General features: G+C 29.9%; 9 protein-coding genes. 8 read left to right on the forward strand and 1 reads right to left on the reverse strand.

The window, feature by feature from the left end; translation table 11 throughout:
- Positions 1-91 precede the first annotated feature (91 nt).
- Genes DFQ07_RS09775 through DFQ07_RS09785 form a run of 3 tightly spaced genes read left to right on the forward strand, consistent with a single transcriptional unit; the run spans position 92 to position 3,855 of the window.
- Positions 92-1,921 carry a serine hydrolase domain-containing protein gene (locus DFQ07_RS09775; RefSeq protein WP_133536309.1) on the forward strand — a complete coding sequence of 610 codons (1,830 nt, stop codon included), beginning with the start codon at positions 92-94 and terminating at the stop codon, positions 1,919-1,921.
- Between the two features lie 22 nt (positions 1,922-1,943).
- Positions 1,944-2,930, forward strand: a complete 987-nt coding sequence (locus tag DFQ07_RS09780) for a TolB family protein (RefSeq protein ID WP_166627763.1) — start codon at positions 1,944-1,946, stop codon at positions 2,928-2,930.
- Positions 2,931-2,967: 37 nt separating this feature from the next.
- Positions 2,968-3,855, forward strand: coding sequence for a TolB-like translocation protein (locus DFQ07_RS09785; protein WP_133536313.1), 888 nt, complete (start codon positions 2,968-2,970; stop codon positions 3,853-3,855).
- Positions 3,856-4,452: 597 nt separating this feature from the next.
- Here the strand turns inward: DFQ07_RS09785 and DFQ07_RS09790 are convergent.
- Positions 4,453-5,631, reverse strand: coding sequence for a tetratricopeptide repeat protein (locus tag DFQ07_RS09790; RefSeq protein WP_133536315.1), 1,179 nt, complete (start codon positions 5,629-5,631; stop codon positions 4,453-4,455).
- A gap of 205 nt (positions 5,632-5,836) precedes the next feature.
- Between DFQ07_RS09790 and DFQ07_RS09795 the strand changes: the two genes are divergently transcribed.
- The 5 genes from DFQ07_RS09795 to DFQ07_RS09815 all read left to right on the forward strand — a co-directional run bounded on the left by DFQ07_RS09795 (position 5,837) and on the right by DFQ07_RS09815 (position 12,508).
- Positions 5,837-7,486, forward strand: coding sequence for an ATP-dependent nuclease (locus DFQ07_RS09795; RefSeq protein ID WP_133536317.1), 1,650 nt, complete (start codon positions 5,837-5,839; stop codon positions 7,484-7,486).
- A complete protein-coding gene (locus tag DFQ07_RS09800; RefSeq protein ID WP_133536319.1) occupies positions 7,479-8,627 on the forward strand; it encodes a UvrD-helicase domain-containing protein in 1,149 nt (382 codons plus the stop codon). Before DFQ07_RS09795 ends, DFQ07_RS09800 begins: the two co-directional genes overlap by 8 nt.
- Positions 8,628-9,597: 970 nt before the next feature.
- Positions 9,598-10,593, forward strand: a complete 996-nt coding sequence (locus tag DFQ07_RS09805; RefSeq protein ID WP_133536321.1) for a zinc-binding metallopeptidase — start codon at positions 9,598-9,600, stop codon at positions 10,591-10,593.
- Positions 10,594-10,664: 71 nt separating this feature from the next.
- Positions 10,665-11,054, forward strand: coding sequence for a DUF6438 domain-containing protein (locus tag DFQ07_RS09810; protein ID WP_133536323.1), 390 nt, complete (start codon positions 10,665-10,667; stop codon positions 11,052-11,054).
- A 251-nt stretch (positions 11,055-11,305) separates the two neighbouring features.
- A complete protein-coding gene (locus DFQ07_RS09815) occupies positions 11,306-12,508 on the forward strand; it encodes a multidrug effflux MFS transporter (protein WP_133536325.1) in 1,203 nt (400 codons plus the stop codon).

Below are 12,508 nucleotides of genomic sequence, written 5' to 3' on the forward strand. Positions count from 1 at the left end.
CTTAACGAATAACGTATACACCCAACATTTACATTTAACCTAATTTTTTTTTAAAACTAAATATGCTCAACAGCTAAAAAAAGTATAACTAATGAAAAATATTTTCTCAATTCTTTTAATCATCATTCTTTTTCAATCATGTAAAGGAAAATCAACTACTGAAACTACAATTGACTTGACAAAAAAGGTGGAAAATGGTCTTACAACTCCGGTATACATAGAAGGAGATTCAACATGGTCTATAGAAGAACGTATGAAACACTATGGAATTCCGGGTGCAAGTATAGCAGTAATACATAATGGTAAAATAGTGTGGACAAAAGGCTATGGTGTAACTGATAAAGAAAGTAACACTCCTGTAACAGAGCAAACACTTTTCCAAGCAGCATTAATTAGCATGCCGGTAACTTCATATGGAGCATTAAAGCTTGTAGAACAACATAAAGTAAGCTTGGATGAAAATATTAATAGTTATTTGAAATCATGGAAATTACCAGACAATGAATTTACCAAAGAAAAGAAAGCCACCATACGAAATTTGTTAAATCATTCTGCTGGTATAAACCTCCACGGAATTCCTGGATATAGCACAGACTCAGCTATACCAACACTTATAGAGATACTAAATGGAACTCCTCCAGCTGCAAACGACCCAGTCTTCGCAAATAAAGAACCTGATGAAAGTATTTATGTTTCAGCTGCTGGCTATGAGATTATTCAACAAATGATGATAGATATTGAAGGTAAAACATTCCCAGAAATCATGAATGATTTAGTGTTGCAACCTTTAGAAATGAACAATAGTACGTTTAATCAATCGCTTACCACAAAGCAGTTAACATTGGCAGCAACAGGTTATTTGGCTGATGGATCTATGGTAAAAGGTAAAAGGTATCATTACCCAGGAATGGCTTCAAACGGATTATGGACAACTGCAGAAGACATTGCGAAATTTATAATCCACATACAGCAGACCCTAAAAGGTAATCGTAGCAGAGGATTATCAAAAAATATGACGGAATTAATGGTCACTCCATATGGAAAAAGTAGTTATGGGACATGGTTTCAATATGGGTTGGGAATTCAACAACTTAACAAGAAAGATGATCTTTATTTAAGACATTGGGGATGGAATAGGGGGGTTTATGCTGAAATAATGGCTCATAGAGACAAAGATTATGGTGTTGTTGTACTAACTAATTCTACTTTTCCAGCTTTTAATGCAGAAGTAATACGTGCTGTTGCCCAGGCTTATGAGTGGGATAATTATGTGCCGGTACATAAAAAAGTGGAAATAGAACAATCTCTAGTTGACGAAATCAAAGGTAGGTATGAAGGTGATGATGTGATTGTAGAAGTGTTTCAAAAGGATAATCAATTGTTTGCCAAAAATATACTTGACGAAAAAGCGGAAGAACTAATCAAAGTATCAGACAGCATTTTTGTGAGAAGAAATGCTAGTCGATTGATACAATTTAAACCAGATTCTGAAAATGAAACGGTCAATTTACTTTATTTGGATAGAAATAATGGAACCATTGCTGCATCACTGGTTAAGCGCAATAATTATAATAAAAGACCAGTGGAGTTTCTTCTTGAAGGAGATTTTGAAGAAACTCTTAATGCCTATAAAGTTTTATTGGAACAAAATCCTACCCATCCTACAGTTACTGAGGATTACTTAAATGAGCTTGGTTATCGTTTTTTCCACGAGGATAGAATGGCATTATCACAAAATGCTTTCAAAGTGAATATGATGCTCTATCCAGATAGTTTCAAAGTATATGACAGCTATGCAGAAGCCTGTATGAAAGTAGGGGCAAATGATCTTGCAATTTTAAATTACACTAAATCACTTGAATTAAATCCTCTTAATAACCGTGCGAGGCATAAGCTTAAGGAATTACTAAAAAGTGAATAAAACAAAAGGAGAAAACATGAAAATGAAGCAACTATTAATATTAACAGGGGTTATATCGTTAAACATTGGTTTTGCTCAAGAAAAAAATGATATAACTTTAAAACCTCAAACTATCGAAAGACAATATCTTGGTCAAAAGCCACCAGGCTTAGTTCCAGAAATTTTTGCGCCTGGAATTATTTCAATTGACAGCCTTATTGAAGGTTCAATTACTTTTAATAAGGAAATGAACGAGTTGTTCTTCCAACGTAGAGAACGAGAGGAAAGCCACAATATTTATACAATGAAATTAATCAAAGGTAAATGGTCAACACCCAAACAGGCATTTTTTTCTACTAACAAGAAGTATTTAGACCTGCATCCTCGATTTAGTCCGAATGGAGATCGACTTTATTTTGGAAGTACGAGACCGCTTAACGACTCAGTAAAATCATCAGGGCTACATCAATGGTATATTAAAAAAGGTAAAAGTGGATGGGAAGACCCTGTTCTTTTATCAGAAAAACTCTTTGAAAACGAATGGATTATGTGTGTAAATTCCACAGAACAAGGTAATTTATATTTTAATTCTAAAGAGAAAGAAGAAAAACTAGAGGATGAGGGAATTTATTACTCAGTGAATCAGGGAGGTGAGTATTCAAAATTAAAAAAAATGAGTAACAAAATAAATGCTCCAGGTAAATGGATAGCTCATCCTTACATAGCTCCAGACGAAAGTTATATTATCTATGATGCTGAAAGAACATCTAAATATGAAAATGGTGATTTATATATTAGTTTCAACATAAATGGTAGTTGGACAAAGTCTTATAGTTTAGGTTCAAAGATAAATACAGAGAAGAGTGAAACAGGTGCAACTGTTTCTCCTGATGGAAAATATTTGTTTTTTTCTAGGGGAGTTATAAGAACGAGAGAAGATGGAAGCACTTATTGGCTGACAGATACCTATTGGGTAGATTTTGTTCAACTAAAAAAAGAACTTATGGAAGAAAATATACTTAATAACTAAGTATTAGTTCTAATTAATAACAACCAAAACTTACATAATGAACAAATTATATTTTATTATGGCATTAACATTAATATCATTTTTTAATGCTTGCAATGTTAAAAAACAAGCTTCAAAAGATAGCAATCCACCAACTGTAGAAAGCCCTTATCTAGGTCAAAAACCACCTGGTTTAACACCTGAACCTTTCGCTCCTGGTATTGTTACGACAAACGGATGGGAAGTTAGTGGTGTCTTTACACCAGACCTAAAAGAATTCTATTTTATTAGAGAAGGAGAGAAGGGGGTACAGCAAGAATTTGTTGTGATTCAATACGAAAATAATCAATGGAAAGATTCCGTTATATCGCCTAGGGTTGGTACTCCTTTTATTTCTCCCGATGGTAAAACGATGCATTTGAGTAAACGTTATAAGGAACGCACTACAGATGGTAAATGGTCAGAGGTGAAAACTCTAAATCTTCCTTTTAAAGACTTGCCAATTATGCGTCTTACGGCTTCGACTAAAGGCACTTATTTTTTTGATGAGTTCAAATCAGATTTCACAGGTGATATTCGATATTCACGATTTATGGATGGGAAATATGAAGAACCAAAACTACTTAACAGTAAAATTAATAGCGGAAAAAGCTTTCATCCCTTTATCGCACCAGATGAGTCGTATCTTATATTTGATGGAAAAAGAGAAGATGGATATGGCGATTCTGATATCTATATATGTTTTAAACAACAAGACGATTCATGGGGTGAACCTATTAATATGGGGGATAAGATTAATACAGACGCTTGGGAAGCTCTCGCTTGTGTAACGCCAGATGGTAAATATCTTTTTTTTAATAGAAATATGGGCTCAAAAGACTACGAAAATGTAGATATATTTTGGGTTAGTGCACAAGTTATTGAGAATCTTAAACCCATGAAATAAGTTGAATGTATTATGTTAGATATAAATAAAAAGTATCCATTTAGGATGCTTTTTATTTTGTAATAAATATTTTTAAATTTTTATATCTATTTGGATATTATGAAGTTATGTTAGTATTTATGTTAATAAGATGTTGATAACATGTTATTAATAGGTTAGTAAAAAAAAATAAGTAGTTGTTTATCAGTTTATTAAAAATACTATGTTTGTATAGATACTGAAAACTAATAGTCTAGGGTAATCATTTGCTTGATTTTTATTAATAGGATTAATTTTTAGTTTTGCGAATGATTTTTTTCATGTGTAATTAAAAGTCGGGGGACAACTAATACACATGAACAGAGAGTAAAAACCTTCTTTAAGAAGGTTTTTTTTGTTTTAAAATAACACTCTTTGCACGAAATCGAGAGTATCGAGATTAACGAATTCCTATTTGTTTAAATAGCAAATAATAAGTAAACGACAATGAGAGGGAAGTGAACGTGTGTAAAAATCGTCAGTTTATAGTAAAATTAAAGGTTATTTTATGAAAGCTAACGAATATTTTTTATGCTAGGACGTAGGAGGGAAGCATAATGTATGGAATGGGTTAATTAGCTATAAACCTAATTTTTGTTTTACTTTTTTTAAATAATAATCAAGTTGGTAAGTTTTATCATTTAGTTCTTTGGCTTTATTAAAATTTTTCAAAGCTTTCAGATATTCCTTATTATCATAATGATAAACCCCTAAATTCAAATAACAATAAGAGTTCATACCATCAAGAGTCATTGATTTTTCTAAATCAGCAAGACCATCTTCTTTTAAACCTAGTTTAATTTTTGCGTACCCTCTATTGTTTAATGCGTAAGCAAAATTTTCTTCTAAAGAGATAGCTTTCTCGAAGTCTTTTATTGCATTTTCATAATCTTCCATTAGATTAAAAGTGTAACCTCGATTATTTAAAGCATTACTATTATTAGGTTCAATTTCAATAGCTTTATTATAATCATTTATTGCTTCATCATAATTACCAGAAAAAGATTTTATTAGTCCTGAATTTATATAATCAATTGAGTTATATGTCTTTTTAAACTTACTACTGTATAGGTCATCTACTCTTGATGCATTATCATAATCTTCAATTTGTAAATAAGCACTAATTAATATTTGATAGATAACCTCCTTTTTATAACCTTTATCAAGCACTTTTTCAAAAAACAACACGGCTAAATCATATTCTTTATTATTGTAATGTTTACTTCCAATATTATATTCTTCTGGTAGGTTTTTAAATTGTATTAACTCAAGGATTTGCTTACCATCATTATAAACACTAGTCCCGTTATGAAGCTCAATAGGCTTACTATTTGGTATAATGTTTAAAAAAAAATCATAATAAGTCGAGACATTAAAAAAGAATAAAATAATTTTAGCATTATCATTTATATTACTAAAAAAAACTAAGTAGGTTAAAATTAATGATAATGATAAAGAAGCTAATGGTCCCATTAAAACAATAAATATTTGTTTATTTATTGAAAGTATTTCCTGCTCTAACACGCAAAGTCCAATTTTCCAATCAAAAGTTTTTTTATTAAAGAATAGTTCTATCCTACCAATAGTAACTTTAAAACTTTCTTTTGGATCGCCATAAGAACCTAGATATAAGGTTACTTTCTTGTCAGTAAATAGAAGTGCTGGTATGCCATGACCTAATTCATGTATTAAAGTTGAAAGTGGTCTTAATATTACAGTAAAAAAGAATATGAAAATTAAATAATAAAAAAATAGCATATGTTTTTTAACTTCTTAAATTTCGAATATAGTCTAATTTATTTTGGTATACATAACTTATTGAAAACTACGGAAAACCGTAGTTAAATACTTGTCGTTTTTTGGTATATTTAAACTCTCCCTTTTATTAATTATAGTAATAAAAAATAATTAAAGTTTCTGAATTTAGCTCAGGAATGTAAATAATCTTATACCAATAATTGAAATGAAATTAAAAAAAATCAAACTCAAAAACTTCAAAATGCATGAAAGCAAGGAGTTTGAATTCAACGACGATGTAAACATAATTGTAGGAGACAATGAATGCGGTAAGAGTTCATTACTTGAAGCAATTGAAATATGTCTCAACTTTACTTATAGAGGAAAGCCTTTGAATTCTGAACTGACGACAGATTTGTTTAATGAAAAGTGTATTAAAAAATATTTAGATGGAGATAAATCCCAAAATTCTTTACCTGAAATTAAAATAGAGGCATATTTAGAAGGAGATGCAAACCTAAAAGGGACTAATAATGATGACAAAGATGATACTGAAGGAATCTTTATAAGAATTTTCTTTGATGATGATTTAACAGACTCTTATTCTTCGTTTATTAAAAAGCCTGATGATGTCAAAACATTACCTATTGAATTCTATAAAACTGAATGGTATAGTTTTGCATGGAATAGATTAACTTTTCATAATAAAAAAGTTAATTGTTTATTCGTTGATCCTTCAAGATTGCATCCAACTTATGGACGCTCGAAATATATTAATAGCATTATAAATGCTACTTTGGAAAAGCCAGAAAGATCTATTTTAAATTTAAATTTTAGGCAATTAAAATCTCGATTTGATAACGAAGAGAAAGTTATAGAGATTAATAAAGGATTAGATGTAGAAAATGATATTACAAGTAAGAATTTAAAAATTACTACTGATATTGGCGGAAAATCGAGTTGGGAAAGTAATTTAGAGTTAACAGTCGACGATGTTTCATTTAATCAAATTGGTAAAGGTGAACAGAACCAAATTCAGATAAAATTAGCTTTACAAAATAAAGCAGATGATGTTGATATAATAATGTTGGAAGAACCTGAAAATCATCTTTCACATATAAATTTAGTTAAGTTAATTAGTTATATTGAAAAGAAAAATAATGATAAGCAATTGTTCTTAACAACTCATAGTTCTTATGTGTTAAACAAGTTAAGTATTAATAAGTTATGTCTTTTGTCAAGTGAGTATTCCCGTTTAGGAAATATAGATAAAGAAACTATTAAAACTCTTAAAAGATTTCCAGGTTATGATACTTTAAGAGTTATACTAGCGGAGCATCCTATTTTAGTTGAAGGTCCTTCTGATGAGTTAATACTAAAAAAAATATATTTAAAGAAACATGGATGTTTACCAGAAGAAAATGGTATAGATATTATAGTCGTTCGTGGTATTGGTTTTAAAAGCTATTTAAATGTAGTCAAGCCATTAAAACATAAAATAAGGGTAGTAAAAGATAATGATGGAAACTATAAAAAAAATATTCATGATTGGTCTCTAAATTATAAAGATTGCGATTTCATAACATACTACTCTGACAAATCCAATGATTCAAATTCGTTAGAACCTGCTATTATCAATTCAAATTCAGATTCAGAAACAAATTTAGATAAGCTCGCAAAAGTAATGCTATCCACCCAAACTTATAATAAATACAATAAAATTAATGGATTGGATAAAAAAAAGGAGTTTTTCACTCAATGGTACGATGGAGAAGATAGTGGTAAAAAGAAAGTTGATTCAGCAATAAGGATATTCGATAACAATGAAGAAATAAAGTTTCCAGATTATTTAACTAAGGCCGTTCAATATGAGTAATAAATTAGTTCTCGCAAGTGCTGGAGCTGGTAAATCTCAAATGATAGTTAAAGATGCTTTAGACCTTGTTAAAGACTCAAGCAGCAAAATTTTAATTCTAACTTATACAGAGAATAACCAGAAAGAAATACTAGATAAAATTTGTATAGAGAAAAAATATTTGCCATCTAATATCTACATAAAAGGCTGGTTTTCATTTCTTTTAGAAGATTTAATAAGGCCATATCAAAATTGCATTTTTGAAAACCGAATTTTAGGTGTTTTCTTTAATCCATCAGACCCTCACATGAGAAACGGAAGAATGATTTCAGGACGTGGAGAAAAAGTAGGTAAAATGTATAATGAACTTCATTATTTAACTAAGAATAAAGACAGAGTACACACCACATATATTTCAAAGCTTGCTTCAAGAATTAATAAAGAATCCAAAGGAAAACCAATAGCTCGTTTAGAGCAGATTTATGATTCAATATTGATAGATGAAGTACAAGATTTAGTAGGTTGGGATTTTGACCTAATTGAAAAATTGAGTAAGTTGGAAACATTATCAATTACATGCGTAGGTGATTTTAGGCAAACTATATATACTACTAATATAGGAACAAAACAACCAAAAACTAATATTGAAAAATTAAATAAGTTCAAGAACCTTGGCTTTAGTATAGAAAATTTAAATATTAGTTGGAGATGTGTACAATCTATTTGTGATTTTGCAGATAAGGTACACTCAGCTGAAGGAATTTATAAGAAAACTGAATCGATGAATACAGATATACCAAATGAATATTTAAAGCATTTGGGAGTTTTTGCTATAAAACAAGAGCATGTCAAAAATTATTTAGAATTATATAAACCTGTGATTTTAAGAGTATCAAAGAGTACTCAAAAAGAATTATGCAAGGGAAATTCTAATGTAAATTTTGGAGCATCAAAAGGATTAGGCTTTGAAAGAGTTTTAATTATACCTACAGATAAACAAAAGAAATTTTTATTGGGAAATTATAATGTATTTGATAAAGACAAAACGGAGAAAGCTAAAAGTTCGTTATATGTAGCTATTACTCGAGCTAAATATAGTGTTGCATTTATATATGATGATGAAGATGAGCTTATTGATTTAGAAAGATGGCTACCGAATTAACCTCATAAAACTTTGGTTAAAACAATAGGCGAGTGGAGCGAGCATATTTTAGAGGGTAGTTAAAGTTTTTCTTAGTATTTCTAGAAGTTTAAGAAGTTTTTTTAGTAATCTGGTTAGTTGCAATGTTTCCTAAAATAATAGCATAACGAACCGTTAAATGAGACCTTAAAAAGATCCACGGATTTAATTTCTATTTTACATAATATTTTAAAATAATATTGTTGTGAAAATAAGAAATACAAAGCATTCACATAAAGGTGAATTATTGATACTAAAGGCATTTACTTTTAAGTAACGTGATTATAGCTACAAATGTGTAAATACATTCACGAACATAAAATTTTAAATTAACTCGTGAGTAAATATTTTTCCTTATATTTTAAAATAATATTGTTGTGAAAAAAAGAAATACAAAGCATTCATATAAAGGTGAATTATTGATACTAAAGGCATTTACTTTTAAGTAACGTGATTATAGCTACAAATGTGTAAATACATTCACGAACATAAAATTTTAAATTAACTCGTGAGTAAATATTTTTCCTTATAAATCTAAAATTGTAATCCGTGAGAATCGCGTATTTGAAATTTTAATGAACCAAGTACTAAATATTTTAAAAAATTAAGAAATTCATAAGTCACAATTTCTTTACACACAATATCTGTCGATATAACTCTAAAGACGTTATATCTGATATTATGTGTAAATAGCCTGAAAAACGGCTATACAGAAATTACGATACAAAATGTACTATAATTAATATTATGTTAAATAGTGTGTTTCGAACTCTAAAAAAATAAATAAAATTTAATTCCTTCTATTTCCTTATTACTGTTGCTTTTAGCCAGATAAACTGCCCTGTTTTTTGTTTAGAGAGCAAATTATTGTGGTAGGGTAATTTTTAATATTTCTGTTTAACTAATATATCCGCGGAACAAAGATTAAACAATTATTAAAAATTTAAACATTATGAAAAATATTAAAAGAATATTCATCTTTCTTTTTGTTTGCTTATCAATTTTCGCGGTAAACGTATCGTGTAGTAACGATGATAAAATAGTACCTCCTACCGATTCTACCGATACCTCAGGGTCAGATGGTGATACAGATTCAACTAATGGTCAAGTTGAAGGTAGCGAGGGTGAAATTACTTTATACAAAGTAAATGGAGACGACATCTCTAAAGTACAAGATTACAAGGTAAAAGATAAAGATTTAGAGTATCAAAAAGATGTAGCTAAGCATAAAGAGATCTGGGAGTTGGTTAAGAAAATTGTTCCTGCCGATCAAAGAAAAAAAATGGGAGAATTTTTAATTTACAACGGAGAAGTTACAGGAAGTGCTGGTTTTGTTATTGAAATTAAAAAAGACTTATCTGTTTGGCAAATGGGAATTGCTATCAATTATGCTTACGAAGGTGGTTTTAATGCAGGAGGTGAATTGGCCTACACAATAATTCACGAATTTGGGCATGTACTAACCTTAGATAACACTCAATTAGATGCAGCTGTAACTCAAGAGAATTGTAAAAACTACTTCCCTGGTGAAGGATGTGCTTTAGAAAACTCATATATAAACGAATTACATGCTAAATATTGGAATGACATTTGGAGCGAGTATCAAGATGCTAAAAAAGATGAAGCAGCACAAGCACAATTTTATGAGAAGTATAAAGAAAGATATGTAACTCAATATGCATCAACCAATCCGGGTGAAGATATTGCTGAAGTATTTGCCACTTTCACTACTCAAAAAGACAAACCAGAAGGAAAAACAATTGCAGAGAAAAAAATACTGTTAATGTATAACAGAAGCGAATTGGTTGCTTTTAGAGATCATATTAGAAAGAATTTAGCACTTAGAGGAAAAGGAAATGCGCTAGCGTTTGAATTACCACAACCAGGAATGTGGAAACAAGCAAACACTTTTGGTAATCCGCACAAAACTAAATGCAGAAGACATTAGTTTAATAATCTGGCACTCTTAGATATTCAGTTATAAAACTTCTAAGAGTGCCGTTTTTTTTTAAATAAATTATGAAACACATAGTATTAGTATTAATAGCAATAGCATTAACCAGTTGCTCAAGTTCAAAAAACATTAAAGAAGATGCTCTTTTGTATTTTGGTAAAACCCAGTGTTTAGGAAAATGCCCTGTTTTTGACATGTATCTTTTTGAAGATGGTAAAGTTTTATACGAAGGATTTAAAAATGTGACTTTATTAGGAAAACATGAGTCTAAAATAACAACAGAAGAAATTAAAGACATAAAACAAAGGTTAGAAAAAATAGATTTTTCTGCTAAAGAAAAATTAACAAGAGATATACCCAATACAGTCTTAAAATTCAAAGGAAAGAAGCTAATAGCACAGAATAATGAAGAGATAAAAGACTTATTAATCTTACTAGAAAAAATTAAATTATAATTTTTTTAACAAAAAAGGTAGGGTAAATTCAAAGATTCCTGTTTAAGTATAGTAAGATGATATTAAGCTATAAGACGCTGTTAGGAATAGACCCCTTCACTTTTTATAATTTTCACGTAATAACTTTATTCTAAGCAGCGTCATTTTCATTATACATTCATGATATTGTTTGTTTAAAAAGGCTATTTATAATAGCCTTTTTTTATTGATAATACAGACTTCAAACAAAATAAAGGCAGTACTTTTGCCTAATGCAAAAAAATGATCAGTCGAAATTAGAATTTATAGCTTTAATGGCTTCATTAATGTCATTAGTAGCTTTATCTATAGATGCATTATTACCCGCATTAGAACAAATAGGAATTAGTGTTAATATTCAAAAAGAGTCTAGCAATAATCAACTATTGATTACTATGATTTTTTTAGGATTGGGATTTGGACAGTTAATTTCTGGGCCTATTTCTGATAGTTTAGGACGCAAACCCGTAATTTATGGAGGTTTCATACTCTTTGTAATTGCTAGTTTTATATGTGTAAGTGCTTCAAGCATAGAAATGATGGTTTTAGGAAGAGTTTTACAAGGAGTTGGTCTTTCTGCTCCTCGAACCATAAGCATTGCTATGGTAAGAGATAGTTTTAGTGGTAATTATATGGCTAAAATTATGTCGTTTATTGTAGTAATTTTTATTCTTGTTCCTGTGGTAGCACCAGCTTTAGGAAAACTCATGTTAGACACTTATGGTTGGAAATCTGTATTTTATAGCCAATTGATTTATGGAGTAATAGTAATGATTTGGCTGTGGAAACGTCAACCAGAAACACTTAAAGAAGTCAATAAGGTTACTTTTTCTTTTCATTTATTTACTGACGGATTAAAAGAGTTTATAAAATTTAAGCAAGCCATAGTTTTTACTCTGATTTCAGGATTTATTACTGGTTCATTTATGGTGTACTTAAGTGCTTCTCAGCAAATTTTTCAAGAACAATATTTATTGGTAGATGAGTTTCCTTACATTTTTGCAGGTTTGGCTATTTCGGTAGGATTCGCTACTTTTTTAAACGGATCATTTGTAATGAGATTTGGTATGCATAGACTCGTGTCATTTTTCTTAATCATTTTTACTGTTGTTCCTATAGCATATATCGCCTTCTTTTATCAGCAAGCTAACCCGAGTGTAGAAATATTATTGGTATTTTTTGCTTTACAGTTTTTTGCTCTTGGTTTTTTATTTGGAAATCTTCGTGCTTTGGCAATGCAGCCAGTAGGACATATTGCAGGAATTGGAGCAGCGATTAACGGATTTGTGTCTACTATTATGGCAGTACCTATCGCAACTTTTATAGGTAAATATGTGGTAACCACCACCCTCCCACTTTTTATGGGCTTCTTTGTTTGTGGAGTCTTATCGTTGATATTGTTAAATTTTACAAAATTAAAACCAGTAAATAATTAA

The organism is Tenacibaculum caenipelagi (assembly GCF_004363005.1).
Classification (GTDB): domain Bacteria; phylum Bacteroidota; class Bacteroidia; order Flavobacteriales; family Flavobacteriaceae; genus Polaribacter; species Polaribacter caenipelagi.

What these genes read in the sequence shown, in the direction of transcription:
- DFQ07_RS09775 (WP_133536309.1), top strand. Translation starts at nt 92, where the DNA reads ATGAAAAATATTTTCTCAATTCTTTTAATCATCATTCTTTTTCAATCA.
- DFQ07_RS09815 (WP_133536325.1), top strand. Translation starts at nt 11,306, where the DNA reads ATGCAAAAAAATGATCAGTCGAAATTAGAATTTATAGCTTTAATGGCT.
- DFQ07_RS09805 (WP_133536321.1), top strand. Translation starts at nt 9,598, where the DNA reads ATGAAAAATATTAAAAGAATATTCATCTTTCTTTTTGTTTGCTTATCA.
- DFQ07_RS09785 (WP_133536313.1), top strand. Translation starts at nt 2,968, where the DNA reads ATGAACAAATTATATTTTATTATGGCATTAACATTAATATCATTTTTT.
- DFQ07_RS09800 (WP_133536319.1), top strand. Translation starts at nt 7,479, where the DNA reads ATGAGTAATAAATTAGTTCTCGCAAGTGCTGGAGCTGGTAAATCTCAA.
- DFQ07_RS09790 (WP_133536315.1), bottom strand. Translation starts at nt 5,631, where the DNA reads ATGCTATTTTTTTATTATTTAATTTTCATATTCTTTTTTACTGTAATA.
- DFQ07_RS09780 (WP_166627763.1), top strand. Translation starts at nt 1,944, where the DNA reads ATGAAGCAACTATTAATATTAACAGGGGTTATATCGTTAAACATTGGT.
- DFQ07_RS09795 (WP_133536317.1), top strand. Translation starts at nt 5,837, where the DNA reads ATGAAATTAAAAAAAATCAAACTCAAAAACTTCAAAATGCATGAAAGC.
- DFQ07_RS09810 (WP_133536323.1), top strand. Translation starts at nt 10,665, where the DNA reads ATGAAACACATAGTATTAGTATTAATAGCAATAGCATTAACCAGTTGC.